This is a genomic window from Cellulosimicrobium sp. GQ32 (assembly GCF_059758455.1).
This window is the reverse complement of sequence record NZ_JCAXEP010000001.1, coordinates 320562-347464: the sequence shown is the minus strand read 5'-3', so window position 1 is coordinate 347464 and position 26903 is coordinate 320562. Positions and strand designations below refer to the sequence as shown.

20 protein-coding genes are annotated in these 26903 nt (G+C 75.1%); 12 read left to right on the top strand and 8 right to left on the bottom strand.

The genetic code is table 11. From position 1 onward, the window contains the following. Nucleotides 1-45 precede the first annotated feature (45 nt). The gene (locus AC6CH9_RS01365; protein WP_498153302.1) at nt 46-2556 is read right to left on the bottom strand and encodes a DEAD/DEAH box helicase; all 2511 of its coding nucleotides are present in this window, start codon (nt 2554-2556) and stop codon (nt 46-48) included. Between the two features lie 102 nt (nt 2557-2658). Here AC6CH9_RS01365 and AC6CH9_RS01360 point away from each other — a divergent pair, with 102 nt between their 5' ends. Beyond that, nucleotides 2659-3318 (top strand): SRPBCC family protein, encoded by a 660-nt coding sequence (locus AC6CH9_RS01360; protein WP_498153301.1) that lies wholly within the window; start codon nt 2659-2661, stop codon nt 3316-3318. Nucleotides 3319-3389: 71 nt separating this feature from the next. On the opposite strand, the gene AC6CH9_RS01355 is transcribed toward AC6CH9_RS01360, so the two are convergent. Further along, nucleotides 3390-4787 (bottom strand): M18 family aminopeptidase, encoded by a 1398-nt coding sequence (locus AC6CH9_RS01355; RefSeq protein WP_498153300.1) that lies wholly within the window; start codon nt 4785-4787, stop codon nt 3390-3392. A gap of 69 nt (nt 4788-4856) precedes the next feature. On the opposite strand from AC6CH9_RS01355, the gene AC6CH9_RS01350 reads away from it, so the two are divergent. Together AC6CH9_RS01350 and AC6CH9_RS01345 are read left to right on the top strand one after the other, a co-directional pair. Then, on the top strand, nt 4857-5636 hold the full coding sequence (locus tag AC6CH9_RS01350; RefSeq protein ID WP_498153299.1) for an alpha/beta fold hydrolase: 780 nt from the start codon (nt 4857-4859) through the stop codon (nt 5634-5636). Nucleotides 5637-5777: 141 nt separating this feature from the next. Beyond that, the gene (locus AC6CH9_RS01345) at nt 5778-8093 is read left to right on the top strand and encodes a sodium-translocating pyrophosphatase (protein ID WP_498153298.1); all 2316 of its coding nucleotides are present in this window, start codon (nt 5778-5780) and stop codon (nt 8091-8093) included. Between the two features lie 245 nt (nt 8094-8338). On the opposite strand, the gene AC6CH9_RS01340 is transcribed toward AC6CH9_RS01345, so the two are convergent. The 4 genes from AC6CH9_RS01340 to AC6CH9_RS01325 form a co-directional block, all read right to left on the bottom strand. Beyond that, nucleotides 8339-8587: a hypothetical protein gene (locus tag AC6CH9_RS01340; RefSeq protein ID WP_498153297.1), complete on the bottom strand. Its 249-nt coding sequence runs from the start codon at nt 8585-8587 to the stop codon at nt 8339-8341. Further along, complete coding sequence (locus AC6CH9_RS01335; protein WP_498153296.1) at nt 8584-9501, bottom strand: hypothetical protein; 918 nt, start codon at nt 9499-9501, stop codon at nt 8584-8586. The genes AC6CH9_RS01340 and AC6CH9_RS01335 overlap by 4 nt, the downstream gene beginning before the upstream one ends. Nucleotides 9502-9697: 196 nt before the next feature. Beyond that, entirely contained in the window at nt 9698-11935 is a 2238-nt protein-coding gene (locus tag AC6CH9_RS01330; RefSeq protein WP_498153295.1) for an exo-beta-d-1,3/1,6-glucosidase, read from the bottom strand. 137 nt (nt 11936-12072) lie between these two features. After that, on the bottom strand, nt 12073-12756 hold the full coding sequence (locus AC6CH9_RS01325) for a TetR/AcrR family transcriptional regulator (protein WP_498153294.1): 684 nt from the start codon (nt 12754-12756) through the stop codon (nt 12073-12075). 102 nt (nt 12757-12858) lie between these two features. Here AC6CH9_RS01325 and AC6CH9_RS01320 point away from each other — a divergent pair, with 102 nt between their 5' ends. The 4 genes from AC6CH9_RS01320 (at nt 12859) to AC6CH9_RS01305 (ending at nt 16754) form a co-directional block, all read left to right on the top strand. Beyond that, complete coding sequence (locus AC6CH9_RS01320; RefSeq protein ID WP_498153293.1) at nt 12859-13596, top strand: DUF981 domain-containing protein; 738 nt, start codon at nt 12859-12861, stop codon at nt 13594-13596. A 92-nt stretch (nt 13597-13688) separates the two neighbouring features. Further along, a complete protein-coding gene (locus AC6CH9_RS01315; protein ID WP_498153292.1) occupies nt 13689-14303 on the top strand; it encodes a hypothetical protein in 615 nt (204 codons plus the stop codon). Between the two features lie 109 nt (nt 14304-14412). Continuing rightward, complete coding sequence (locus tag AC6CH9_RS01310) at nt 14413-14949, top strand: hypothetical protein (protein ID WP_498153291.1); 537 nt, start codon at nt 14413-14415, stop codon at nt 14947-14949. Between the two features lie 104 nt (nt 14950-15053). After that, on the top strand, nt 15054-16754 hold the full coding sequence (locus tag AC6CH9_RS01305) for a DUF7059 domain-containing protein (RefSeq protein ID WP_498153290.1): 1701 nt from the start codon (nt 15054-15056) through the stop codon (nt 16752-16754). Between the two features lie 31 nt (nt 16755-16785). Here AC6CH9_RS01305 and AC6CH9_RS01300 read toward each other — a convergent pair whose 3' ends face one another. After that, the gene (locus AC6CH9_RS01300; RefSeq protein WP_498153289.1) at nt 16786-16908 is read right to left on the bottom strand and encodes a hypothetical protein; all 123 of its coding nucleotides are present in this window, start codon (nt 16906-16908) and stop codon (nt 16786-16788) included. Between the two features lie 71 nt (nt 16909-16979). Between AC6CH9_RS01300 and AC6CH9_RS01295 the strand changes: the two genes are divergently transcribed. Together AC6CH9_RS01295 and AC6CH9_RS01290 are read left to right on the top strand one after the other, a co-directional pair. After that, the gene (locus tag AC6CH9_RS01295) at nt 16980-17951 is read left to right on the top strand and encodes a LysR family transcriptional regulator (RefSeq protein WP_498153288.1); all 972 of its coding nucleotides are present in this window, start codon (nt 16980-16982) and stop codon (nt 17949-17951) included. A 118-nt stretch (nt 17952-18069) separates the two neighbouring features. Next, nucleotides 18070-19566, top strand: coding sequence for a S1 family peptidase (locus AC6CH9_RS01290; protein ID WP_498153287.1), 1497 nt, complete (start codon nt 18070-18072; stop codon nt 19564-19566). 136 nt (nt 19567-19702) lie between these two features. Here AC6CH9_RS01290 and AC6CH9_RS01285 read toward each other — a convergent pair whose 3' ends face one another. Then, nucleotides 19703-20407: a vitamin K epoxide reductase family protein gene (locus AC6CH9_RS01285; protein WP_498153286.1), complete on the bottom strand. Its 705-nt coding sequence runs from the start codon at nt 20405-20407 to the stop codon at nt 19703-19705. Between the two features lie 344 nt (nt 20408-20751). Between AC6CH9_RS01285 and AC6CH9_RS01280 the strand changes: the two genes are divergently transcribed. From AC6CH9_RS01280 to AC6CH9_RS01270, 3 genes are read left to right on the top strand one after another with little or no spacing between them, the layout of a single operon-like run. After that, nucleotides 20752-22458, top strand: coding sequence for a DUF3375 domain-containing protein (locus tag AC6CH9_RS01280; protein WP_498153285.1), 1707 nt, complete (start codon nt 20752-20754; stop codon nt 22456-22458). Beyond that, entirely contained in the window at nt 22455-23219 is a 765-nt protein-coding gene (locus tag AC6CH9_RS01275; protein WP_498153284.1) for a DUF4194 domain-containing protein, read from the top strand. Before AC6CH9_RS01280 ends, AC6CH9_RS01275 begins: the two co-directional genes overlap by 4 nt. Then, nucleotides 23219-26893 (top strand): ATP-binding protein, encoded by a 3675-nt coding sequence (locus tag AC6CH9_RS01270; RefSeq protein ID WP_498153283.1) that lies wholly within the window; start codon nt 23219-23221, stop codon nt 26891-26893. The genes AC6CH9_RS01275 and AC6CH9_RS01270 overlap by 1 nt, the downstream gene beginning before the upstream one ends. The last annotated feature ends 10 nt before the right edge of the window (nt 26894-26903 follow it).

The following is a 26903-nucleotide window of genomic DNA, read 5'->3' as shown; positions in this document are numbered from 1 at the left end:
CACCGCGGGGTACGAGCCGGTTCTCCCTCGGCGCGGCCCGCGGTCCTACGGGGTGGGGGCGTGGGCGAGCACGGCGTCGAGCAGACGGACGGCGGCAGCCTTCTCGAGCGGGGCGTTGTACGACCCGCACTTCGGGGACTGCACGCACGCCGGGCAGCCGTCGTGGCAGGGGCAGCGGGAGATGGCGTCGCGCGTCGCGCGCAGCCACGTCGCGCCCAGCTCGAACCCGCGCTCGGCGAAGCCGGCCCCACCGGGGTAGGCGTCGTGCACGAACACGGTCGCCTCGCCGGTGTCGGCGTGCAGTGCCGTGGAGACGCCGCCGAGGTCCCAGCGGTCGCAGGTCGCGAGGAGCGGGAGGAGGCCGATCGACGCGTGCTCGGCGGCGTGCAGCGCGCCGGGCAGCTCGTCGGCGTCGACCTCCGCCTCCTCGATCACCGACTGCGGGACGGTCCACCACACGGCCATCGTGGGGAGCGTGCGCTCGGGGAGGTCGAGCGTCTCGGTGCCGAGCACCTGGAGGTCCGGGAGACGGCGGCGCTGGAAGCTCACGACCTGCGAGCAGACGTCGACCGGGCCGTAGCCCCATCCGACAGGTCCCCAGGACCGCTCGACGACCTCGCGCCCCGCCGCGACGTCGCCGTCTGCGGGCTCGTCGACGATCGTGATGGACGTCGTGGACCGCGACCACGTCCCGTGGTCGACGTCCTGGCGGCGCACGAGCGCGACGTGGTCGGCGAGGTCGAGGTGCTCGACGACGTAGGTGCGGCCCTGGTGGACGTACACGGCGCCGTCGTGCACGGACCCGTCCGCGGACGCGGCGTCGACCGTGCCGAGCAGCCGGCCGGTGCGCGCCTCGGCGACCCGCACGGGCGCGCCGCCCGAGCCGCGCAGGTCGGTCATGCCCGACGCGGGCTGCGCGTGCGTCCAGTACCAGCCGGACGCGCGACGGCGCAGCGCGCCGCGGGCGACGAGCACGTCGAGCAGGCCGCGCACGGCGTCGGGGTCGCCGAACGCTGCGAGGTCGTCGGAGCGCAGCGGGTTCTCGGCAGCGGCCGCGCACAGGTGGGGGGCGAGGACGTACGGGTTCGCGGGGTCGAACACGGTCGCCTCGAGCGGGGCGTCGAACACGGCCTCGGGGTGGTGCACGAGGAAGGTGTCGAGCGGGTCCTCCCGCGCGACGAACGCCACGAGGCCGTCCGCGCCCGCGCGTCCGGCGCGGCCTGCCTGCTGCCACACCGACATGCGGGTGCCCGGCCAGCCCGCGATGAGGACGGCGTCCAGGCCCGAGATGTCGACGCCGAGCTCGAGCGCGTTGGTCGTGGCGAGGCCCAGGACGTCGCCCGTGCGCACGGCGTCCTCGAGCTCGCGCCGCTCCTCGGGCAGGTACCCGCCGCGGTAGGCGGCGACGCGCCGCACGAGCCGCGGGTCGACGACGCGCACGCTGTCCTGCGTCTGGACCGCGACCGACTCCGCGCCTCGGCGCGAGCGCGTGAACGCGAGCGTGCGCGCGCCCGCGATGACGAGGTCCGCGAGCAGGTCTGCCGCCTCGGCCGTCGCGCTGCGCCGCGGGTGCTCGGCCGCGGCGTCGACGGCCGTCGGGACGGCCGGGTCGTCGTCGTGCCCCACGGCGCGGCCGTCCGTGGTCGCCGCGTCGAAGCCCACGACCACGGGCGGTTCCCACAGCGCGAACGTCTTGCGCCCCGCGGGCGAGGTGTCCCGCGCGACCGTCACGACGTCGTCGGGCTCGACCCCCACGAGGCGCGCCGCGCTCGTGGCCGGGTCGGCGGTCGTGGCCGACGCGACGACGAACGTCGGGGGTCGGTCGCCCTCGCGCGCGTAGTGCGCGGCGAGCCGTCGCAGGCGTCGCAGGACGAGGGACACGTGCGCGCCGAACACGCCGCGGTAGGCGTGGCCCTCGTCGACGACGACGTACCGCAGGTCGCGCAGCAGCCGGGACCAGCCCCGGTGGTTCGGCAGGAGCGCGAAGTGCAGGAAGTCGGGGTTGGTCAGCACGACGTCGGCGTGCTCGCGGACCCACCGGCGCTCGTCCTGGCCGGTGTCGCCGTCGCACGTCGCGACCCGCACGTCGCGCGTCCCGGCCGCGTCGAGCAGCCGTTGGAGCCCCGAGAGCTGGTCTGCGGCGAGCGCCTTGGTGGGCGACAGGTAGAGCACGGCGCCGCGGCGTGCGACCGACTCGATGCGGCCGGGGTCGAGGAGGCGTGCGGCGGCGTCGGCCCGGACCGAGGAGAGGGCGGGGAGCCAGAACGCGAGCGACTTGCCGGAGCCCGTCGAGGTGGCGAGCGCGACATGGCGGCCCGACCACGCGGCGTCGGCCGCGACGACCTGGTGCTCCCACGGGCGGTCCACGCCGAGCGCGCGGTACCCCGCGACGAGCGACGCGTCGGCCCACTCCGGCCACTCGGCCTGCGCGCCCGCCCGCGCGGGCAGCTCGCGCACGTGCAGCAGCCGCTCGTCACGCCGCCCGCCCGCGCGCAGCACGTCGAGCAGGGCCGCGCTCGTCGGTCGCAGGGAGGTGGAGGCGGGGGCGTGCGGCACGCTCCGAGTCTCCCACCTCCGGCTCGAGACTCGGCCGCGGACGGCCGCGCTCGGGACCTCCGGCCCTCGCGCCGGGCACTGCCCTCGGCCGAGGATCGGGTCATGGGAGCAGTGCGCGGGGTCCGGGTCGTGGCGACGACGGCGCTCGCCGTCGGGGCGCTCCTGCTCACCCGGCGCATGACCCAGACGTGGGGCACGTGGGAGGGCGAGCACGAGTGCGTGCTCCCCGGCGACGAGCTCGTGCCCGACGCCCGCGCCGTCGTCGCGACGCGGGCGGTCACGGTCGACGCGCCGCCGTCGGAGGTCTGGCCGTGGCTGGTGCAGCTCGGCCAGGGGCGCGGCGGGTTCTACTCCTACGACGTGCTGGAGAACCTCGTCGGCCTGGGCATCCGCAGCACCGACGTGATCGAGGAGCGCTGGCAAGGGCTGGCGGTCGGCGACGACGTCCACCTCGCCGACGAGGCCGTCCTGCGCGTCGCGCTCCTGGAGCCGGGCTCGCACCTCGTGCTGCTCGGCGCTCCCGGTCCGGGGCAGCCGGACACGATGCCGTTCCGGTTCTCCTGGGCGTTCGTCGTCCGCCCGCTCCCGCCGGGCGAGGACGGCACGCCCCGGTCGCGTCTGCTGGTCCGTGAGCGGTACCTGCCACTGGGCGCCGCAGGCCGCGCCGTCGTCGAGGCGGTCCAGCCGGTGAGCTTCCTCATGACGCAGAAGATGCTGCGCGGCGTCCGCGCCCGCGCTGAGCACGCGGCCGCACCCCGTTGACCATGCGGTGTTGCCCCGTCGGCGTCGTGCGACGGGAGTCCACCGCATGCTCGGCGGGGTGCGGGGCGGGGTCAGCCGCGGAAGACCTCGACCACCGCGCGGGCGAGGTACCAGGGGTCGACGACGGCGGTGAGCTCGCGTGCGGAGTGCATCGAGAGGATGGGGACGCCGACGTCGACCGTGCGGATGCCGAGTCGCGTCGCCGTGAGCGGGCCGATCGTCGAGCCGCACGGCACGGTGTTCTTCGACACGAACTCCTGGCTCGGCACCCCGGCGCGCGCGCAGGCCCGCGCCCAGGCCGCCGCGCCGTGCGCGTCGGTCGTGTACCGCTGGTTGGCGTTGATCTTGAGGATCGGCCCGCCGCCCGCGAGCGGCCTGTTCGCGGGGTCGTGGCGCTCCGGGTAGTTCGGGTGCACCGAGTGCCCGACGTCGCTCGACACGCACAGCGACGCCGCGAGCTGGCGGTGCCGCTCCTCCTCCGTCGCGTCCAGGCCGGCCGCGACCCGGGCCAGGACGTCGGCGAGGAACGGGCCCGACGCCCCGGAGCGCGACTCCGAGCCGATCTCCTCGTGGTCGAACGCCGCGAGCACCGGGATCACGTCGCCCTCGACAGGGGCGTCCGGCGTCCCGGCGACCTCGAGCAGCGCGACGAGCCCCGCGTGCACGGAGAGCAGGTTGTCGAGCCGTCCGGACGCGAGGAACGCACCGTGCGCACCGAAGACGCGCGGCGTCTGCGTGTCGGCGACGACCACGTCGTACCCCGCGACCTCGCTCGCGCGCACGCCGGCGTGGTGCGCGAGCTCCGCGAGCACGTCCCCGCCGCTCGTCCCGTGCGCCGCACCCGCGACGTCGGACCCCGCCGGCCCCGATGCCGACGCGAGCCCCCACACGGGCTGCGTGTGCTGCTGCTTGTCGAGCGCGAGCCCGTCGTTCGCGGCCCGGTCGAGGTGGATCGCGAGCTGCGGGATGCGCAGGAGCGGGCCGGTGCGCACGAGGTGCTCCACGCCGTCCGACGTCACCAGCCGACCGGCGAGCTCGAGCTCGCGGTCGAGCCACGAGTTGAGCAGCGGGCCGCCGTAGACCTCCACGCCCGCCTGCCACCAGCCCTCGCGGCCCACGCTCGGGCGCGGCTTGAGCTTGAAGCCGGGCGAGTCGGTGTGGGCGCCGAGGATCGCGAACGGCGTCGTCGCGCTCGCGCCGACCGGGACCGCCCAGGCGATGACCGCGCCGTCGCGCACGACGACGTACCGCCCGCCCGCGGGCCCGGCGCCCCCGCTGCCGCCCGCCGTCGGCCACGCCGCCGTCTCGTCGAGCCGCTCGAAGCCCGCGGCCTCCAGGCGCCGCGCGACCTCGTGGGCCGCGTGGTAGGACGACGGGGACGCCTCGACGAACGTCGCGAGGTCCTGGGCGTGCGCGTGCGCGCGCTCGTGGAGGGTCGGGTCGGTCACGGGGGTGCTGGGCGTGGACACAGGCTCCACCCTACGCACGCCCAGGAGCGCTCCGTAGGGTGGTCGCGCACCGCGAGAGAAGGAGTCCGCATGACCTGGGTCGTCCTGCCCGGACTGGCGCTCACGCCCGAGGACTTCGCCCCGCTCGCACGTGCCCTCGGCACCGTGTGCGGCACCGACGACGTCCGCGTCCTCGACGCGTGGCGCGTGCCCGTGACGGGACCGGTCGACGTGGTGCGAGAGGGCCTCGGCATCGACGGGTCGCGGCCCGTGGACCTCGTCGGGCACTCGGTCGGTGGGCTCACCGCGCTCGAGTGGGCCCTGCTCCACCCGGACGAGGTCCGCCGGCTCGTGCTCCTCGACCCGACGAGCCCGTGGGAGGCCCATCTCCCGGCCCTCCACACGGGACGGGTCACGGCCCGGGCCGGCACCGCGGCGGCGGGCGTGCTCGCGACCGGGCTCGCCGTGACGGGCGCGACCCTGCGCCGTGTGGGCGTCCGGGTGGTCACGCGCGCACCGGACCGCCTCCCGCGCGACGTCGCGCGCGCCCGCTACGGCTCGCGCGAGGTGTGGACGCTGCTCGCGCACCAGTGGTTCGCGAGCTGGGAGCAGGCGCCGCGGGTCCGCGACCTGCTCGACGACGACCGCCGTCTGCCCGCGGGCGCCGAGCCGCTGCTCGTCACCGGCCTGCGGGCGAGCGCCCGGTTCCTGCGCGCGCAGCGCGAGCTGTCGGACCGGCTCGGGGTCCCGCGGGTCGGGCTCGCGGGCGAGAGCCACCTCTACCCGCTCACCCGGCCCGACGTCGTCGCGCGCCTCGCCGCGGGCCTCGCCCCGGGCACCGGCGGAGGGACCGCGCGACCGCCGGGCTGACGGCCCCGGGGCGCCGTCACCGGGCGCGCTCGTGACGTCGTGCACGAGTGGTCGTGACGTACGACACACGTGCGTAGACTCACCCCCATCGCTCCGGCAGGGGACCGGCGCGACGGTCGCGCGGTTCGTCAAGGAGGACGGATGCTCACGCTCGGTTCGGAAAGTCTCACCATCGTCGCCGTCATCGCGGTGATCGCGCTCGTGGCGCTGGTCTTCGCGTTCGTCCTGCGCAGACAGGTCCTCGCCGCCGACGACGGCACGGCGAAGATGCAGGACATCGCCCAGGCCGTGCAGGAGGGCGCAGGGGCCTACCTGAGCCGCCAGTTCCGCACGCTCGCCCTGTTCGCGGTGATCGTGTTCGGCCTGCTGTTCCTGCTGCCCGGTGACGGCGGCATCCGCGTCGGGCGCTCGGTGGCGTTCCTCGTCGGTGCCGGCTTCTCGGCGGCGATCGGCTACCTCGGCATGTGGCTCGCGGTGCGGGCCAACGTGCGCGTCGCGTCGGCCGCGACCCGGCCGGGCGGGCGCACCGAGGGCGCGCGCATCGCGTTCCGGACGGGCGGCGTCGTCGGCATGTCGGTCGTCGGCCTCGGACTGCTCGGCGCCGCGGGTGTCGTGCTGGTCTACAAGGGCGACGCGCCGGCCGTGCTCGAGGGCTTCGGCTTCGGCGCCGCGCTGCTCGCCATGTTCATGCGCGTCGGCGGCGGCATCTTCACCAAGGCGGCCGACGTCGGCGCGGACCTGGTCGGCAAGGTCGAGCAGGGCATCCCCGAGGACGACCCGCGCAACGCGGCGACGATCGCGGACAACGTGGGCGACAACGTGGGCGACTGCGCGGGCATGGCCGCCGACCTGTTCGAGTCGTACGCGGTGACGCTCGTCGCGGCGCTCATCCTCGGCAAGGCCGCGATGGGCGAGGAGGGGCTCGTCTTCCCCCTGATCGTCACCGCGCTCGGCGCGCTCGTGGCGGTGCTCGGCGTCTTCATCACGCGCGTGCGCGGTCAGGAGAACGGGCTCAAGGCCATCTACCGCGGCTTCTACCTCTCGGCGCTCATCGGCGCGGTGCTCGCCGCGGTCGCCGCGTTCGTCTACCTGCCGTCGTCGTTCTCGGCGCTCGACGGCACCGCGGACCTCGGCGACCTGTCCGGCCTCGCGGCCGACCCGCGCGTCGTCGCGAGCCTGGCGGTCGTGATCGGCATCGTCCTCGCGGGCATCATCCTGTGGATCACGGGCTACTTCACCGGCACGACGTCGAAGCCGACGCTGCACGTGGCGGCCACCTCGCGCACGGGCGCCGCGACCGTCGTCCTGTCCGGCATCGGCGTCGGGTTCGAGTCCGCGGTGTACACGGCGGGCGTCATCGCTGCCGCGATCTGCGGCCTGTTCCTCCTCGCGGGCGGCTCGGTGTGGCTCGCGCTGTTCCTCGTCGCGCTCGCCGGGTGCGGGCTGCTCACCACGGTCGGCGTCATCGTCGCGATGGACACGTTCGGCCCGGTCTCGGACAACGCCCAGGGCATCTACGAGATGTCGGTGGGCGAGTCGGGCGACGGCGACGAGGAGGCGGCCCAGATCCTCACGGACCTCGACGCGGTGGGCAACACGACGAAGGCCATCACCAAGGGCATCGCGATCACGACGGCCGTCCTCGCCGCGACGGCGCTGTTCGGGTCGTACGCCGACGCGGTGAGCCACGCGATGGCAGACGTGCAGACGGTCGGGAGCGGCCTCGTCACGGCGATGCTCGACTACGAGATCATCTCGCCGATCACGCTCGTGGGCGTGATCCTCGGTGCCGCCACGGTGTTCCTCTTCTCCGGCCTCGCGATCGACGCCGTGACGCGGGCCGCCGGGGCGATCGTCTTCGAGGTGCGACGCCAGTTCCGCGAGCACCCCGGGATCATGACGTTCAAGGAGCGCCCGGAGTACGGCAAGGTCGTCGACATCTGCACGCGCGACTCGCTGCGCGAGCTCGCGACGCCGGGTCTGCTCGCCGCGTTCGCGCCCATCGCGGTCGGGTTCGGCCTGGGCGTCGGCCCCCTCGCCGGCTTCCTCGCCGGGGCGATCGGCGCGGGCGTGCTCATGGCCGTGTTCCTCGCCAACTCGGGCGGGGCGTGGGACAACGCGAAGAAGATCGTCGAGGACGGCGCGTACGGGGGCAAGGGCTCGGAGGCGCACGCGGCGACCGTCATCGGCGACACCGTCGGCGACCCGTTCAAGGACACGGCAGGCCCGGCGATCAACCCGCTCATCAAGGTCATGAACCTCGTGTCGGTGCTCATCGCCCCCGCGGTGGTGCTCATGAGCGTGCCGGCGGACGCGAACCACGCGCTGCGCATCGGCATCGCGGTCGTCGCGGCGGCGATCGCGTTCGGCGCGGTGATCATGTCGCGGCTCCGCGCGGCGCGCGTCGACCGCGAGCAGTCCACGGTGGAGCCGGAGCGCGTCGCGACCGGCGCCTGACGCGCACGACGTCCACCGGAAGAGGGGCCGCGGACGGGCGGACGAGCCTGCTGACGAGGTGTCGAGCGCTCTCGGACGGGGGTGGGAGCCGTTCGAGAGCGCCCGACGGGGTGCCGCGCAGGAGGTGACTCCTGGGGGGCGCGCGGCACCCGGTCCACGCTCCCGCGTGCGCGTGACCGCCCCGGACGGGGCGGTCACGCCCTTCGGAGAAACGGAGGGCGCGACGCGGAAGTGGTCGTGTGCGGCTACTCCGAGGACCGGTGACCGCGTCCCAGGACGAGGCGCAGGGCGACGTAGGGCAGGAGCACCGCTCCGCCCGCGGAGAGCCACTGGCCCTCGGCGGACGCGCACAGGGCTGCCGCGGCGACGACGCCGACCGTCGTGACGGTCGTGACGGACCGCGGCGTCTCCCGTCGCTCGGCAGCGTGCTGCGCCCACGCCACGAGGAGGCCGAGGGCCCCGCACAGCAGGAGCCAGAGGTTCGCCTCGCTCACCGGCAGTACCTGCCTGCCTCGGAGCCGGCGTAGGGCTGCCAGACGTTCGCCCGGTCGAGGTAGTACACGAACTTGATGCACCTGCCCTCGTTGTACCAGAGGCGCGCGTAGAGCGAGGCGGCCTGCGCCATGGCGGCGATCGCCTTGGCGACGGGGACGGGGACCAGGCCGGAGACGAACGCCGTCACCTGCGCTCCGTCCGCGATCCGCCGCGTCTCGTTCCGGTTGAAGTACACGGTCGTATTCCACCAGGTCTTGGTCATCTTCGGGTCGGCCACCACCGGGTAAACCGTGGACTCGTCGACGTCGACGGTCTGGACGACGGCGTCGCCCTGGATCGCGTAGGAGGTGCTCAGCGGTGTGCCGTCGGCGTCCGCGGCCCAGGGCGGGCTGATCTCGCCGACGGTCACGGCGACCCCCGGGGAGACCTCCTGGACGAGCTCGACGGCGCCGTCCCGACCCTCCACGGGCGTGATGCCGTCGCCGAACCGGTACGTGAACTCGTGGGGCTCGTCGGGGCCCTGGGTGATGGTCTGGAGGCGCACCGACCCGTCGTCGAGAGCCTGTACGGCGGCATGGGCGCCGCCGTCCGTCGCCGGATAGACGACGGTGCCGTCGTCGGCGACCTGTCCGTCGCCGACGGTGACCTCCGTTGGCAGGGACACCTCGAGCGCGGGCCCGGCGGACGCCTCGAGGACGACTGGGCGGTCCGCGTCGAGCGGGACGGTGGCGTCGATGCCGGACGCCTGCGCGACGACCGTCCCGTCCCGAAGGACACCCTCGACGACCTCGCCCTGGTCGGGCGCGATGTCCGCGACGAGCGTCGCGGTGGCGTCGGCGCCGTCCGGGCGCGACGCGCCGTCCGACGGGTCGGTGCGTGCCGTGGCGCCTCCGACCCCCACGGTGAGCAGCATCGCGGTACAGGCCCCGACGGCGGCGATCGGTCGGATGCGGCGAGCAGTCATATGTTCCCCCTGACGTGAACGGCGAGGTGCGAGCCGCACCTCTGTGCTACGTAAAAGTAGCAGCCCCGTCGAATGGCGGTCGCGCTGCCCTCCGGTCCTGTGGAAAACCTCCTCGGCAGGGGTCGGCCGAGGGTCTCGCTCCCGCTCAGCCCTTGACGGTGAACGGCGCGCGCAGGAGCGCGTCCTCGCGCGACGACGGGCCGACGCGGAGCTCGAACTCGCCCGGCTCGACGACCCGGCGGCCCTGCGCGTCGACGATCGTGCAGTCCGCGACCGGCACCTCGAGGTCGACCGTCACCTGCTCACCGGGTGCGAGCGCGACCTTGCGGTACGCCTTGAGCTCCTTCTCGGCCCACGTCACGGACGTGACCGTGTCGCTCACGTAGACCTGCACGGTCTCGCGGACGGGCCGCGTGCCGGTGTTGGTCAGCGTGACCTGGGCGCGCACGACGTCGTCGGGACCGTGCACCGAGCCGAGGACGCGCAGGTCCGCGTAGTCGACCGTCGTGTAGCTCAGGCCGTCGCCGAAGGCGAACGCGGGGCTCTGGGTGAGGTCGGCATACCGGTCGCCGTGCTGCCCGCGGACCACGTTGTAGTACGTGGGCTGCTGTCCGGCGTGCCGGGCGAACGAGATCGGGAGCCGGCCCTCGGGCTCGATCTGGCCGAGGACGAGCTCGGCGACGGCCTGGCCGCCGCGCATGCCCGGGTTCGCGGCCCAGATGATCGCGGCCGCCGCGTGCGCGGACGGCGGGAGCACGAGCGGCTTGGACGCCACGACGACGACCACGACGGGCGTGCCGGTCGCGACGAGCGCGTCGAGCAGGGCGACCTGGCCGCCGACGAGCTCGAGCGTCGCGGTCGACCTGCCCTCGCCGACGAGCTCGATCCGGTCACCGACGACGGCGACGACGAGGTCCGCCTCGCGTGCCGCGGCCACGGCCTCGGCGATCAGCGCGTCGTCGGGCTCGGCGGGCACGACGACCTGCGGCCGCGGCTGGCCGTCGGGGAACAGCTCGCCCTCGGGGTCGGGCTCGAGCGTGAGGATGTCGGCGCCGCGCGCGTGCGTGACCGTCCAGCCCTCGGGGACGAGGGCACGGAAGCCGTCGAGGACGGTCGTGGTCATCTCGCGCGGGTGGCCGTCGGGCAGCCAGTCGGCCTGGCCCGACGCGCCGGCCCAGTCGCCGAGCTGCGTGTGGTCGTCGTCCGCGTTGGGCCCGACGACGGCGACCGTGCGCCCGCCGGTGAAGGGGAGCGTGCCGTCGTTCGTGAGCAGGACGAGCGAGCGCCGCGCGACCTCGAGGTTGACGGCGGTGTGCTCCGCCGAGGCGATGACGGCCTCCTGGCGCGCCACGTCGGGGCGCCGCGGGTCCTCGAACAGGCCCAGCCGGAACTTGAGCGTGAGGATGCGGCGCACGGCCGCGTCGATCGCGGTCTCCTCGACGAGGCCGCGGGCGACCGCCTCGAGCGCGCCCTCGAAGAACTTCGGCGTGGTCATGACCATGTCGTTGCCCGCGCGCACGGCGGCGGCGGAGGCGTGCACGTAGTCGGGCTGGATGTGCTGCTCCCAGACCATGCGGCCCACGTTGTCCCAGTCGGTGACCAGCGTGCCGGTGTAGCCCCACTCACCGCGCAGGACGTCGTCGAGCAGCCAGCCGTTGACGGTGACGGGTACGCCGTCCATGGACTGGTAGCCGAGCATGAACGTCGCGCAGCCCTCCCGGGCGACGCGCTCGAACGGCGGCAGGAACCAGGACCGGAGCTTGCGGGGCGAGATGTCGGCCTCGCTCGCGTCGCGGCCGCCCTGCGTCTCGGAGTAGCCGGCGAAGTGCTTGGCGGTCGCGAGGACCCCGGTCGGGTCGGCGAGGCCGTCGCCCTGGTACCCGCGGACCATCGCCGACGCGAGCTCGCCGATGAGGTACGGGTCCTCGCCGAACGTCTCGTCGACGCGCCCCCAGCGCAGGTCGCGCGCGATGCACAGCACGGGGGAGAACGTCCAGTGGATGCCGGTCGCGGCGACCTCGACCGCGGTGGCGCGGGCGACCTGCTCGACGAGCTCGGGGTCCCACGTGGCGGCCATGCCGAGCTGCGTGGGGAAGATCGTCGCGCCGACCCAGAAGGAGTGGCCGTGGATGCAGTCCTCGGCGACCAGCAGCGGGACGCCGAGTCGGGTCTGCGCGGTGAGCGCGTGGGCCTCGACCACGTTCTGCGGAGAGGTGTGCAGCAGCGACCCGGCGTGCTTGTCCAGGACCGCCGGCCCGACGCCGTCGCGCGCGTCGAGCTGGAGCATCTGTCCGACCTTCTCGGGGAGGGTCATCCGCGCGAGGAGGTCCTCGACGCGGTCGGCCACGGGCAGAGCGGGGTCGAGGTAGGGGAGGGTGCTCACGGACGGTCCTTCCACGGCGACGGCGACGGTTCCCCGGGGCGGTGCGCGGCGGGCGGGTCGCCACCGACGCGCTCGGGAGCCCGGGCGGCGCCACTCTACCGGTAAAACTGAATAACCGGTAAGTAAGTTTGAAGCCCTCAGTGCCAGTGGTCGAGGAAGCGCGCGACGGTCTCCGTCGCGTGGTCCAGCACGCGCCCGTCCTCCGCAGCGGCGGCGGAGAGCAGCGCCGCGTCGACCACGTGCGCCACCAGGTCGACGTCCGTCACGTGCGCGTGCCCCGACGCGTCCAGCACCGTGCGCGCCGCCGCGAGCAGGCGCGGGCGTGACGCCCGCATGATCGGCCGCAGCGCAGGGTCGCGCATCGCCGTGAGCATCGGGTCGAGGCGCACGTCGACGACCGTGTCGTCCACGTGGGGTGCGTAGAGCGTCTCGATCAGCTCGCGTGCCGTCGCCGCGCTCGAGCGAGGCTCCCGCGACAGCGCGTCCGCCCGCACCTGCGCCGCCGTCGCGCGCACGTCTTCCGCGGCCTCGACCGCCGTCGAGACGAGCGACGCGCTCGTCGGGAAGTAGTACGACGCCGAGCCCTGCGGCACGCCCGCCGCGCGCGCCACCTGGCGGTGGGTCACGGCACCGAAGCCCTGCTCGATGAGCAGGTGCGCGGCCGCCTCGACCATCGCGCGCTGGCGCTGCGCGCTGCGTCCCTGCACCGTGGCCCGCGCGCCGTGCGCCGGGTCGTGGAGCGTCTCGCGCGTCGCCCCGGCTCGGGCGATCTCCCCGTCGCGCCGCTCTGCCCGGTCGATGGTGCCCGCTCCGTCGTCCACCGGGCCATCGTAGTGAGGCGCTCCTGCCCGGGGACGTGGGGCCACCCGAGGAATAACCTATACGTGCGTATGGTTATCGACCTCGAGCCGTGAGTGCGGCTCGTGGGAACGAACGAGGAGTGGACGAAGATGGTCGCCGCCGAGGGGCTCGTCATCGACTGGGCGCAGATGCCCACCTACAACACCGTGATGTCCGTCGCCGTCGGCGCCGGGCTGATCCTGCTCGTCATGCTCGGCCGTGAGCTGCTGCGGGCACCGGGGAAGGTCGTCGTCGAGGGGTGGTCGCTCGCGTTCGGCGTGCTCGGCTCGATCCTCACGGCGACGGGACTGCACATGACGCTGACGTGGCCGCTCGCCGCGGGTGGCTTCCCGTTCGACAACATCATCTTCGGCGAGACGAGCCTCGCGTTCGGCGTGCTGCTGCTCGCGGCGGCGTTCTACCTCTGGACGCGCGGCCGGACCGCGCTGGACCGCGCCGACGCGACGGAGCACCTTCAGGCGGTCGCCCGCCCGGTCTCGGTGTTCGTGCTCGGCATGGGCCTCGGGCTCGTCGCCATCGCTGTGGCCGGCGTGACCTACCAGCTGTTCGCCGCGCCACCGGAGGAGCCCATCTCGGGTGCGTTCGCCGCCTACCCGCTCGTCGAGGCGATCTTCATGTCCGGCCTCATCGCGCTCGTCGGCGTCGGGGCGATCCTCTTCCCGTTCGCCGTGCGCTCGGGTCGCCGTGCCGTACGAACCGTCATCGGGTGGGCCTGGGGGCTCTCCGGGGTGGCGTTCCTGCTGTTCGGCGCCATGAACTTCTTCACCCACATCGGGCTCATCGTCAACACGATGGGCTGACGACGGGCCGACGGCGAGCGGCACGCCAAGACCCCGCGGGTCGGACGGCTCGCGGGGTTCGCTTCGCCCGCGCGAGGCGTCATCATAGGGCCATGCAATCACCGGTGCGCGTCGTGGCACACGCCGCCGTCCTCGCCGTCGTCGCCGGGCTGTGCCTCGCCGTCGTCGCGAGCGGTGCGTTCGACGTCGTGTCGCTGCCCGACGCGGCACCTGGCGCCGCGCCGTCGCCGCCCGCCGCGGCGCAGGGCGACGACGCCGCGCCGGTGGACGACGGTGCCGAGGCCCCGGGTTCCGCGCCCGACGAGGGGGCGGCCGAGCCGGGGGACGGGGACGACGGTGCGACGGTGGACCCCGACCGCCCGGCCGCCGTCGACCCGGTCTGCCGGGACGCGGAGGTCGCATGGGGGGCCGCGGCCAAGGCGCAGGTCAACCTCACCGTCGAGCACCCCGAGGCGCTGGTCGAGGGCTTCACGACGGCGCGGGACACGCTCACCGGGGCCACGCCACCGGGCGAGATCGCGCGCGACTGGGCCGTCGTGACGACCTATCTCACGATGATCGCCGACGAGGTCGAGGCGACCGGCGCGCGCGACACGGGCGAGCTGTCCCGGGCGATCGACCGCGTCGGGCGGCGCATCGACACGGCCGCCCTCACGACGTCGTCGCAGGCCGTCACGGACTACTTCCGGGCGGGCTGCGCGCGCTGACCGGGGGCACGGCGCTCTTTCACCCGGTGGCGCTCGCCACATGGGGAGCGGTCCCCACCTCGGCGGTTTGAGGGCGCGCAAGGCGCCCGCATGGGAAACCATGGGTCCCATGCGCAACCGACTGACGATCACGAAGACCACGACCGCCCTCGCGACGAGCGCCCTTCTCGTGCTCGGCCTCGCCGCCTGCGGCGGCTCGGGCGACGACACGAGCACCGACTCCGAGACCAGCGCGTCGGAGGAGACGACCCCGGCCGAGGACGAGGCCAGCGACACCACCGAGTCGGAGGAGACCACGGAGGAGGAGACCGGCGACGCCGAGGCGTCGGGCGACTTCTGCACCGCCTACGAGACCCTCATCGACGCCCAGAGCTCGCTCGGCTCGATCGACACCAGCGACCCTGCCGGCGCCGTGACCGAGTTCGAGACGTTCACCGCTTCGCTCGAGGCTGCCGAGGCTCCCGCCGAGATCAGCGCCGACTGGGACAACGTGACCGGCGTCTTCCGCCAGCTCACCGACACCCTCAAGACCGCGGTCGACGACCCGGCCAGCGCCGACATGTCCGCCATCACGTCGGCCATGACCGACGAGACGTTCCAGACCTCCGCGCAGAACGTCGCGGTGTACGGCACGCAGAACTGCTGACGTCCCCTGCTCCCACCCGGACCCCGGCCCGCCTCGGCGCGCCGGGGTCCGGTGCGTCGGGGGCAGGACCGACCGTCCCCGGACGGATCCGCGAGGATGGACCCATGCCTCCCGCCGACGCCGCACCTGCCTCCTCCACGCCCGCCTGGTCGGACGCCGTCGTGAGCCCGCCCCCGCCGGGCGCGGGCCTGGCCCCGGCGGAGCTCGCGGAGGCTGCGGCGACGCTGCGCGAGGACCTCGCGGCGGCGGGATTCACGGTCGACGGCGTCGAGCGGGTGCTCGGCCCGGTCGCCTCGGCCGCGCTGCACCGCGAGCAGGCCGTACCCGCGCGGCGCGCGCTGCGGGGCCGCGAGTCCGACCCCGCGGCCGCCCTGGCCGCGCTGTTCCTCCTGGGCGACGACGTCCCGCGCGCCGCGCTGGACGCCGCGCTCGGGCGCACGGGGGTCGACGGCGCGCGGCGGCTCGGTCTGGTCGAGGCCGCGGGCGCGGCCGGCGACGACGCCGTGCGCGCCGTCGTGGACCTGCGGCCCTATGCGGCGTCCGACGCGGCAGGCCCGGTGACGTGGTGGCTGTCGTCGGACCTGGGCGAGCTCGCGACGGGCCGCCGGCTCGCCCCGGACCACGTGCTGGGCGCGGGCGGGGCGTCCCTGACGCTCGCGCAGGTGACGGTCCGGACCCCGGTCGGGCGCGTGCTCGACCTCGGGACGGGCTGCGGGATCCAGGCCCTGCACGCCGCGCGGCACGCGCGGTCGGTGGTCGGCACCGACATCTCGCACCGTGCCCTGGGCTTCGCGGCGTTCAACACGACGTTCAACACAGCGCTCGACGCGGCGTTCGACGAGGCGATCAGCACGGTGCCCGACGCGGGGGTGGCGGGGCCCGGCGCGCCGATCGAGCTCCGCGCGGGGTCGATGCTCGAGCCCGTGGCGGGCGAGCGGTTCGACCTGGTCGTGTCCAACCCGCCGTTCGTCATCACCCCGCGTGGCGGGCGCGACGGTGCGGACGCCCTGCCCGAGTACGAGTACCGCGACGGCGGGCGGGCGGGCGACGACGTCGTGCGCGACCTCGTGACGAGCGTCGGCGCGGTGCTCGCGCCGGGCGGCGTGGCCCAGCTCCTCGGCAACTGGGAGCACCGGCGCGGCGTCCCGTGGGACGAGCGCGTCGGGGCCTGGCTCGACGCGGCGGGGCTGGACGGCTGGGTGGTCCAGCGCGAGGTGCAGGACCCGGCCGAGTACGCCGAGACGTGGATCCGCGACGGCGGGACGACCCCGGAGCGGGAGCCCGCGGCCTGGGCCGCCGCCTACGACGCGTGGCTCGACGACTTCGCCGCCCGCGACGTGGAGGCCGTCGGGTTCGGGATCGTGACGCTGCGACGCCCGCTCGACGGCGCGCGCCCCACCCTGCGCCGGCTCGAGGAGCGCACCGGGCCGGTCCGCCAGCCGCTGGGGGGCCACCTCGCGGCGGCGCTCGCCGCGCACGACTGGCTCACGGCCCGTGACGACGCCGCGCTCGCGGGCGCGCGCCTCGCCGTCGCGCCCGACGTGACCGAGGAGCGGTTCCACACGCCGGGTGCTCCCGACCCCACGGTCGTGCTGCTGCGTCAGGGTGACGGGTTCGGGCGGGCCGTCCAGGCGTCGACCGGGCTCGCCGCGCTCGTCGGGGCGAGCGACGGCGAGCTCACCGTCGGGCAGCTCGTCGGGGCGATCGCCGCGCTCTTCGAGGTGCCGGCGGACGACCTCGCGGGCGAGCTGCTGCCGACCGTGCGGGGACTCGTGCGCGACGGCTTCCTGACCCCGGTCGGCTGACGCCCCGTACCGGTGCCGACCGGGGCCCGGGTCACGGGCCGGCGGCGGGCGGTGCCCCGAGCGCGGCGAGCAGCGCGTCGATCGCGCGTCGCGTCACGGCGACCATGTCGACGCGGTCGGGGTCCAGGAGCCACTGGACCTGGAGCCCGTCCATGATGGTGGAGGATCGAGGCCGGCGGGACCGCCGCGAGACAGGGCGGGGCCGCACCGATACGTTCAGGTCGCATGGACCTCGAGGTGCGTCACCTGCGCATGATCGTGGTGGTGGCCGAGTCGGGCAGCGTGACCAAGGCGGCGGCGTCGCTCGGTCTCGCACAGCCCGCCCTCACCGCCCAGCTCAACCGGATCGACCGCACGCTGGGCGGGTGCGTCTTCACACGCGACCGCCAGGGCGCGCGCCCGACCGAGCTCGGCGAGCTGGTGCTGCGGCACGCGCGCGTCGTGCTGCCCGCGATGGCGGCGCTCGTCGACGACGCGCGGCGGCACGTGAGCGACCGGGCGACGGCGGGGTCCGTGCGCGTCGGGACGGTGAGCTCCGCGATCGGCGGGCTGTTCGCGAGCCGCCTGCACGCGGCGCTGCCCGCGGCCCTCGGGGTCGACGACCTCCTCGTCACCACCGCGACGTCGTGGTCCGTCGAGGAGACGGCGGAGCGGCTGGCGAGCGGGACCCTCGACGTCGCGCTGGTCGGCATGTGCGGCGACGCGGCCCCGCCGGCCGACGGGGGACTCGTGTGGACGGCGGTGTCGACGGACCCCGTGTTCGTCCTCGTCGACGAGTACCACCCCGTGGCGGCGCGGGACGCCGTCGGCCTCGGCGAGCTCGCCGACGCGCTGTGGCTCACCGCCCCGGGCAGCGGGTGCTTCGAGCGGTGCTTCGTGAGCGCGTGCGTGCGAGCGGGCTTCACGCCGCGGGCGATGGGGGAGTCGGACCGGACGTCGTGCATCGACCAGGTGCGCGGAGGCCACGCGGTCGCGCTCGTCCAGCCCGTGCTGCTCGACGCGCCGGGCGTGCGGACGGTCGCCCTCGACGGGGCCCCGTTGCGCTGGACGCACCACGTGGGGTGGCGCCGCGACGCGGCGGAGCGCCTCCCGGTGGACGTGATCGAGCGCGCCGCCGCGGGGGCCCACCGCGACGCGGTGCAGCGCTCGCCGCGCTACCGGCGCTGGCGTGCCGAGCACCCGGTGGAGATCGCGTAGGGGCCGTCCCGCACATAGCGCCCGCGTATGACCTGATCGTGATCTGGGCGCGCCCTGGGCGGCTCCCTAGCGTGGCCCTCGACCGGGCCACCCGGGCCCGGCGAAGGGAATGGACGACATGACACGACCACTCCGCAGGAGGATCGCCGCGGTCACCGCCGCCGCGACGCTCCTGACGGGCGCGGCCGCGACGCACGCCGTCGCGGGCACGCCCGCCCCCGAGGACCAGCGCGCGACGGTGCGCGCGGTCCCCAAGACGACCCCCGGCCTGGAGCGCGCGCTGCAGCGCGACCTGGGCCTCAGCGCGCGGGACGCACGGACGCGGCTCGCCTTCCAGTCCGACGCCGCCGGCACCGAGGCGGCGCTCGAGCGCCGCCTCGGTGCCGACTACGCGGGTGCCTGGGTCGACGACTCCGCGAACGTCCTCTACGTCGGCGTCACCGATGCCGCCGACGCCAGCGCGGTGCGGGCCGAGGGCGCCACCGCGGTGAACGTGGACCACACGCTCGCCGACCTCGAGACCTGGCGGGCGGCCCTCGACGGCGCGCTCGCCGACGACCCGGCGGCGCTGCCGGGCTGGTACGTCGACGTGACGCGCAACCGCGTCGTGGTCTCCGTGCGCGACGGCGGCGAGGCGGACGTCGCCGCGCAGGTCGCGGCGGCGGGCGTGCCCGCGGACGCGGTCGCGTACGAGGAGACGGCGGAGACTCCGCGCCCGCTGATCGACGTCGTCGGCGGCAACGCCTACACGATCGGCGGCGGCAGCCGCTGCTCGGTCGGGTTCGCGGTCCAGGGCGGGTTCGTCACGGCCGGGCACTGCGGCTCGACCGGTGCGCGCACGTCCGGCCCGGCAGGCACGTTCCGCGGGTCGAGCTTCCCCGGCAACGACTACGCCTGGGTCCAGGTCGACGCGGGCAACACACCCGTCGGCGCCGTGAACAACTACGCGGGCGGCCGCGTGGCCGTGGCCGGGTCGACGCAGGCACCGGTCGGCGCGTCGGTGTGCCGGTCGGGCTCCACGACCGGGTGGCACTGCGGGACCGTCCAGGCGTACAACGCGTCGGTCACCTACCCGCAGGGCACCGTGAGCGGCCTCATCCGGACGAACGTGTGCGCCGAGCCCGGCGACTCCGGCGGCTCGCTGCTCGCGGGCAACCAGGCGCAGGGCGTGACGTCGGGCGGGTCGGGCAACTGCTCCTCCGGCGGCACGACCTACTTCCAGCCCGTCGGCGAGATCCTCTCCGCGTACGGGCTCACGCTCGTCACGAGCGGCGGTGGGGGCGGCGACCCCGAGCCGCCCACGGGCTGCACCGGCTACGCCCGGACGTACACCGGGACGCTCTCGGCCGGGGCGACGGCCGTCCAGCCGAACGGGTCGTACTACACGGCTGCGACCGCGGGCTCCCACCGCGGCTGCGTGACCGGCCCGGCCGGCAGCGACTACGACCTGTACCTCCAGCGGTGGAACGGGTCGTCGTGGGCCTCGGTCGCGCAGTCCACGTCGCCGGGGGCGAACGAGTCCCTGACGTACGACGGCGCGGCCGGCTACTACCGGTTCGTCGTGCACGCGTACGCAGGCTCGGGGGCCTACTCGCTGGGAACCACGACGCCCTGACCGGCACCGGCAGTCCCTGACCCGTCCGATCGCCGAGCACGAGGTTGCCGTCGTTCCCGTCCACTTCCCGGGAGCGACCTCGTGCTCGGCGGGGTGCAGGCTCGCGCTCGGTGCCGCTCGCCGCGTGGGGGTCCCGTCAGGCCAGCAGCGCCGGGCCGTACTTGAGCACCACGAGGATGGCGAGCCCCACGAGCCACGCGGCCACCAGGTACCCGTAGGCCCCCGAGCGGACGAAGCCGAGCATCCGCGCCTGCGCGGCCCGCGGCAGGTACAGGTTGTCCTCGAGCACGTTCCAGTGCAGGAGCGACGCGAAGACGAGCGTCGTCGAGACCGTGATGAGCAGGCACCACGGGCACAGCGCGCCGATGACGAACATCGACTGGTAGAAGAGCCAGTAGGCGAACACGACGCCGAGGAAGTACACGCACTGCGCGGCGAAGAGGAACCAGCGGGGGAACCGCGTCCCGCCCAGCGCCGCGACCGCCGTCGTGATGACGATCGGCTCCGCGATCAGGCCGAGGAACGCGTTGGGGAACCCGAACACCTGTGCCTGCCACGACTGCGCGACCGTCCCGCACGACAGCACGGTGTTGACGTCGCACGCGAGCGTGGCGGTGGGGTTGGCGGCGAGGAGCACGGCGTCGTACGACAGCACGAACGCTGCGGTGAGGCTGAGCAGGCCGAACAGCAGCATCTCGCCGAACAGCGCGCCGCGGGAGTGGGTCCAACCGGTGGGTCGGGCGAACGGGTCGAACTCCGCGTCCTGCACCCGCTCCGTGCCCGACGGCGCCCGGTCGCCCGGTCGCGCGTCGTCCGTCAGGGCGGTGGTCGTTCCGGTCACGGGCGGTCCTCGGGTCCGCGGGCAGAAGGTGGCGCCGGCCGGCAGGGTGGGCGCGCTGCCGGCTCGGCGCCGCACCCAGGCTACGGAGCGCGCACCCGCCGCCGACAGGGACCATGGTCCCGGATCCGGGCCCCGCGATCGACCACTGCCGAGCGATGCGCTCCCGCTCGAGCGCTGCGTCCGGGAACGCATCCGTCGCGCACGGACGCAGCGCTCGCCGTCGCGTCGGGTGCCGACTCCGGTGGGTCGTCCCGGCGGTGCGGGCGTCCCCGCCTAAGATCTGGGGGCGCCCGTGCTCCCCGCGGCGCCGACCGGACCGAACCCACCCGCCCGAGAGGATCTGCGTGCAGCACGACGACGTCGACTCCCTGCGACGGTCGAGCGCGGCGTGGCGGCTCCTGCGCGCGGACACGGCGCCGCTCGTGCTGTCGTTCCTCGGCTCGTTGTTCGTCGAGGACAACGTGCGTGCGATCCCCGAGAGCGAGCTCGTCGCACGGCTCGACGACCACCTGTGGGCGGTCGACGGCCGGTCCGCGCGGGCCTCAGGAGCGGAGCCGCGGTACCCGCGGGCGCCGCAGGCGTACGTCGACCACTGGGCCCACCCCGACCAGGGCTGGCTGCGCGCCTGGTACCCGCCGGGCTCCGGCGAGCCGCACTACGACGCGACGCCCGCCGTCGAGCAGGCCGTGCGCTGGGTCGCGTCGCTGCGCGGGCGCGGGTTCGTGGGCACGGAGTCGCGGCTCAACACGGTGTTCGAGCTCCTGCGCCAGCTCGCCGTCGGGACGCAGACCGACCCGGCGGAGCGCCTGCGCGAGCTCGAGGACCGGCGCGCCGCGATCGACGAGGAGATCGCGCAGGTGCGCGCCGGGCGCGTGGCCGTGCTCGACGCCGCAGCGCAGCGCGACCGCTACCAGCAGCTCACGCAGACCGCGGCCGACCTGCTCTCCGACTTCCGCGAGGTCGAGGCGAACTTCCGCTCGCTCGACCGCGAGCTGCGCGAGCGCATCACCGGCTGGGACGGCGCCAAGGGCGAGCTGCTGGAGGAGGTCGTGCGGTCGCGCACGGCCATCGCCGAGTCCGACCAGGGCCGCTCGTTCCACGCGTTCTACGACTTCCTGCTCGACCGTCGCCGCCAGGAGGAGTTCGCCGCGCTCGTCGAGCGCGTGCAGTCCCTCGACGCGATCGCGCCCGACGTCGTCCGGCCGGCCCCGGGGGCGTCCGGGCCGGACGTGGACGCCGCCGCGACGGACACGGCGGCGCGGGAGCACGAGCACCGGAGGTTGCGGCGCGTCCACTACGACTGGCTCGACGCCGGCGAGCGCACGCAGGCGACCGTGCGGACGCTCTCGGAGCAGCTTCGTCGCTTCCTCGACGACCAGGTGTGGCTCGAGAACCGGCGGGTCATGGACATCCTGCGCGGCGTCGAGGCGAAGGCGCTCGCGGCGCGCGACGTCCGCCGCGGACCGGGCGGCCCGCCCGGCATGGCGATCGACGCCGTCGCCCCGGACATCGTGCTGCCGACCGAGCGGCCGCTGTTCACGCCGCGACCCACGGCCCGGCTCGACTCCGACCACGTCGAGGCCGGCGACGACGACTTCGAGGTCGACGCGCTCTACGACCAGGTGCACGTGGACCCCGAGCGGCTCGCGCGCACGGTCCGGGCGACGCTCACCGCCCCGGGCGGGCCGGGGGAGGTCGCGCTCGCCGACCTGCTCGAGGCGGCGCCGCTCGAGCACGGCCTGGCCGAGCTCGTGACGTACCTGTCGCTGGAGGACCCACGCTTCGTCGTCGTGCACGACGACGAGCGCACCGACGAGGTGCGCTGGGAGGGCGAGGCCCCGAGCGGGCCGGTCGCCGACGACGGTGCGCCGGACCCGGTGCTGCGCGTCGCGCGGCTGCCGCGCGTCACGTACGCGCGGCGCACCGGGGCGGGCGGCGACCCGCCGCGGGCGCCGCACGACCCCGTCGCCGTCCTCGACACCCCGCCCACCGCCCGAGCCGCCGAGCGTCTCCACGAGACCGCCGACCCCGCCCCGGAGGAGACCCCGTGAGCACGACCCGCCCCGCGCGAGACCCGGAGCTGTCCGTCGTCGTGACGTCGCTCCTCAAGGGCGTCGTCTACCGCGAGTCCGGCGAGGCGCTGTGGCGCGACCTGCTCGCTCGCGAGGCCCAGGTGCGCGACACCGTCGCGATGATGGGCCTCCAGGTCGTCGTCGACGAGAGCGACGGCTACGCCTACCTGCGCTCCCAGCCCGAGCACGAGCGGGACGAGCGCGTGCCCCGCCTGATCCCTCGCCGCGAGCTGCCGTTCGACGTGAGCCTGCTGCTCGCGCTGCTGCGCAAGCGGCTCGCGCAGGCGGACTCCGAGGGCGGCGAGACGCGCCTCGTGCTCGCGCGCACGGAGATCGTCGACCTGCTGCGGGTGTTCCTCGCGCAGGACGCCGGGGCCGCCGCCAACGAGGCGCGGCTCGTCGACCGGGTCGACGCGCTCGTCCGACGCGTCGTGGAGCTCGGCTTCCTGCGGCCCGCGGGCCGACCCGACCCGGACGGCGCGCCCGACGGCGCGGCGGCCCCGGTCGAGGACGGCGACACGGCCACGGGCGACGCGCGGCGGTACGAGGTGCGCCGCATCCTCAAGGCGTTCGTGGACGCGCAGTGGCTCGCGGACTTCGACGCGCGCCTCGCGCAGTACCTGGAGCTCGCCGCCGACGGCGGGGCGCGCGGGACGGCGTCGGGCGCGGCGGGCACCGGCACGAGCACGGGGACGAGTGGAGCGACGAGCGCAGGCACGACGACGAGGACGGTGGCGTGATGGAGGGCCTGTTCAGCGCGGTCGAGCTGCACGACCCGGCGGCGGACCTCGACGCCCGGGCGGGCTTCCGCCTCGAGCGGCTCGAGGTGCTCAACTGGGGCACGTTCGACCAGCGCGTGTGGGCGTTCGACCTCGACGGTCGCAACGCGCTCCTCACGGGCGACATCGGGTCGGGCAAGTCGACGATCGTCGACGCCGTGACGACGCTGCTCGTGCCGTCGCACCGCATCTCCTACAACAAGGCCGCCGGGGCGGGCGCGCGCGAGCGGTCGCTGCGCTCGTACGTCGCGGGGCACTACAAGTCCGAGCGCGACGAGGCGACGGGCACGACGCGCCACGTGGGCCTGCGCGAGCGCGGCACGTACTCGGTGGTGCTGGGCCGGTTCTCCAACCGTGGGTTCGACCAGGAGGTCACGCTCGCCCAGGTGTTCTGGCTCGCCCCGGGGCAGTCGGGCCAGCCGGACCGGTTCTTCGTCACGGCCGACCGGCCGCTGACGATCACCGAGGACTTCGCCGGGTTCGGCGGCGACGTGGCGGCGCTGCGGCGCCGGCTGCGCGAGTCCGGCGCCCAGGTGCGCGACCACTTCCCCGAGTACGGGCGCGACTTCCGCCGCCTGCTCGGCATCCCGTCGGAGCAGGCGATGGACCTGTTCCACCAGACCGTGTCCATGAAGTCGGTCGGCGACCTCGGCGAGTTCGTGCGCGAGCACATGCTCGAGCCGTTCGACGCGGACCGCTGGACCGACCGGCTCGTCGCGCACTTCGACGACCTCACGAGCGCGCACGACGCCGTCGTGCGGGCCACCGCGCAGATCGAGCGCCTCGCGCCGCTGCTCGCGGACTGCGACGCGCACGACGCGCTGGGGGAGCGCTCCGCGGCGCTCGTCGCCCGGCGTGACGCGCTGCGCGCGTTCACGGCGTCGCGCCGCGTGGCCGACCTCGACGGGCTGATCGGCGCGCTCGACGAGCGCGTCGCCGACGGAGAGTCCCGTCGGCAGCGCGTCGGCGACGAGCTGGGGCTCCTCGCGGCCGAGCGGCAGCGGCTCGAGCTCGAGCGCGCGGGCCACGGCGGCGACCGGCTCGCCGCGATCGAGGGCGAGGTCGCCCGGCGCGAGGTCGAGCGCGCCGCCCGGGAGCGCCGCGTCGCCCAGCTCGCGGGCTACGCCGCCGCGGCAGGCCTCACGCTCGCTGCACCCGAGGCTGCCGAACCCGGGGTTGCGGGCCACGACGGCGGATCCGTGACGCCCAACCCCGGGTTCGGCGGTGCCGGGGTGACACGCAGCCCCGGGTTCGGCGGCGGGGCGGCGGCGGTGGCCGCCGCGCTCGTCGACGCCGAGGCGTTCGCCGCGCTGCGGCGCGAGGCCGACGACGCCGCGGTGCGCGTGCGCGACGACCTGGCCCGGGCGGAGGAGCGGGCGAGCGAGGTCGCCGCGGAGCTGCGCGGCGTCGAGCAGGAGACCGCCGACGTCAAGGCCGAGCTCGCGAGCCTCGCGGACCGCCGCTCCAACCTGCCGCGCACCCACCTGGAGGTTCGTGACCGGCTGTGCGCCGGCGTCGGGCTCGCGCCGGGCGACGTGCCGTTCGTCGGCGAGCTGCTCGCGGTGCGCCCCGAGCACGCAGACTGGGAGGGCGCGGCCGAGCGCGTGCTGCGCGGCTTCGCGCTCTCCCTGCTCGTGCCCGCGGCGCACTACGAGGCCGTCGCCGCGTGGGTCGACCGCGAGCACCTGGGCCTGCGGCTCGTGTACCACCGGGTGCCCGAGCGCGTGCCCGCCGTCCGGCCCGCGCCGCGCGACGACGTACCGCTGCTCGCCGACCTGCTCGACGTGCGCCGCCTCGACGATGCGCCGTCGCTCACGGCGTGGGTCGAGGCCGAGCTGGAGCGCCGTGCGGACCACGCCTGCGCGCCCGACCTCGACACGTTCCGCCGGCTGCCTCGCGCGATCACCCGCGCGGGCCAGGTGAAGCACTCTCCCGACCACCACGAGAAGAACGACACGCGTGCGGTCGACGACCGTCGCGGCTACGTGCTCGGGTGGTCGACGCAGGCCAAGATCGACGCGCTGCTGGAGCAGGCCGCCGAGGTGACCGCGCGGCGCGACACGCTCGCGCGGCGCCGCGACGAGGCCGCCGCCGAGCGCGGCGAGCTCCAGGCGCGCTCGGCCGCGCTGGGGCGGCTCGACGTCTACCGCGACTGGGACGAGCTCGACCGAGGCGCGGAGACGGCACGCATCGCCGAGCTCGCCGAGGAGAAGCGGCGCCTCGAGCAGGCGAGCGACGAGCTCGGCCGGCTCGCGGCGCTCCTCGACGACAACGCGCGCCGCCAGGCGGAGCTCGAGGCGGAGCGCGACCGCGTCGTCGCGACGCTCGGTGCCGACCGGCACGCGCTCGACGAGGCGCGCACCGCGCGCGAGCGGGCGCGGGCGGTGCTCGACGGCGCGGGCGAGACGCTCGACGAGGAGACGACGGCGGCGCTCGCCGCGGAGTTCGAGCGCGAGCTCGCGACGGTGGGCCCCGCGGGCGCCGACGGGGACGCGACCGGCCCGAAGCGCGCGGCGGACCTCGACGCCGTCGAGAACGCGGTGCGCTCGCGGCTCACCGCCGAGGCCGAGCAGGCGCAGCGCGAGCGCGCCGACCTCGGGACCCGCGTCGCGGGGCAGATGGCCTCGTTCCGGTCGGCGTACCCGGTGGAGACGGCGGAGCTCGACGCGGACGTGCGGTCGGCCGACGGCTACCGCGAGATCCACGACCGGCTCGTCCGCGACGACCTCCCGCGCTTCGAGGCGGACTTCAAGGCGTACCTCAACACCAACGCGATCCGCGACATCGCGGGCTTCGCGGCCGAGCTCGCCAAGCAGGCAGACGTCATCCGTGACCGGATCGACACGATCAACGACTCGCTGCGCGCGATCGACTACAACCCGGGCCGGTACATCCGGCTCGAGATGTCGCGCACGCCGAACCTGGAGGTGCGCGAGTTCCAGCAGGACCTGCGCGCGTGCACGGACGGGGACGGGATCCTCGCGGAGGACGACCGCGCGCTCGCCGAGGGCGACGGGTCCGTCGCGGGCGACACCGACGCGCTGTCGTACTCGGAGGACCGGTTCCTGCGCGTCAAGGCGCTCGTCGAGCGGTTCCGCGGGCGCGAGGGCATGACCGACCTCGACGAGGCCTGGCGCCGGCGCGTCACGGACGTGCGCAACTGGTTCGTGCTCTCCGCGTCGGAGCGCTCGCGCGCCGACGACTCCGAGCACGAGCACTACTCGGACTCCGGCGGCAAGTCGGGCGGGCAGAAGGAGAAGCTCGCGTACACGGTGCTCGCGGCGTCGCTCGCCTACCAGTTCAAGCTCGACTGGGGCGCGGTGCGCTCGACGGCCTTCCGGTTCGTCGTCATCGACGAGGCGTTCGGCCGGGGGTCGGACGAGTCGACCCGGTTCGCGCTCGAGCTGTTCCGGCGGTTGGGCCTCCAGCTCCTCATCGTCACGCCGTTGCAGAAGATCCACGTCATCGAGCCGTACATCTCGGCAGTCGGGTTCGTGGACAACCCGTCGGGCCGGTCGTCGCGCCTGCGGACCCTGTCGATCGCCGCGTACCGCGACGGTCGCACGGCGGGCGAGGCGCCGTCGTCGGGCACCGACGTCACGGCCGCGCCGGAACCCGAGCCCGCCGCGCGGTAGGGCTCCGACC

Bases quoted from the DNA above. Each gene is read 5' to 3' on its own strand.
- AC6CH9_RS01360 (WP_498153301.1), top strand. From the start codon at position 2,659: ATGGGAGCAGTGCGCGGGGTCCGGGTCGTGGCGACGACGGCGCTCGCC.
- AC6CH9_RS01350 (WP_498153299.1), top strand. From the start codon at position 4,857: ATGACCTGGGTCGTCCTGCCCGGACTGGCGCTCACGCCCGAGGACTTC.
- AC6CH9_RS01345 (WP_498153298.1), top strand. From the start codon at position 5,778: ATGCTCACGCTCGGTTCGGAAAGTCTCACCATCGTCGCCGTCATCGCG.
- AC6CH9_RS01335 (WP_498153296.1), bottom strand. From the start codon at position 9,501: ATGCTGCTCACCGTGGGGGTCGGAGGCGCCACGGCACGCACCGACCCG.
- AC6CH9_RS01315 (WP_498153292.1), top strand. From the start codon at position 13,689: ATGCAATCACCGGTGCGCGTCGTGGCACACGCCGCCGTCCTCGCCGTC.
- AC6CH9_RS01310 (WP_498153291.1), top strand. From the start codon at position 14,413: ATGCGCAACCGACTGACGATCACGAAGACCACGACCGCCCTCGCGACG.
- AC6CH9_RS01305 (WP_498153290.1), top strand. From the start codon at position 15,054: ATGCCTCCCGCCGACGCCGCACCTGCCTCCTCCACGCCCGCCTGGTCG.
- AC6CH9_RS01300 (WP_498153289.1), bottom strand. From the start codon at position 16,908: ATGGACGGGCTCCAGGTCCAGTGGCTCCTGGACCCCGACCGCGTCGAC.
- AC6CH9_RS01295 (WP_498153288.1), top strand. From the start codon at position 16,980: ATGGACCTCGAGGTGCGTCACCTGCGCATGATCGTGGTGGTGGCCGAG.
- AC6CH9_RS01290 (WP_498153287.1), top strand. From the start codon at position 18,070: ATGACACGACCACTCCGCAGGAGGATCGCCGCGGTCACCGCCGCCGCG.
- AC6CH9_RS01270 (WP_498153283.1), top strand. From the start codon at position 23,219: ATGGAGGGCCTGTTCAGCGCGGTCGAGCTGCACGACCCGGCGGCGGAC.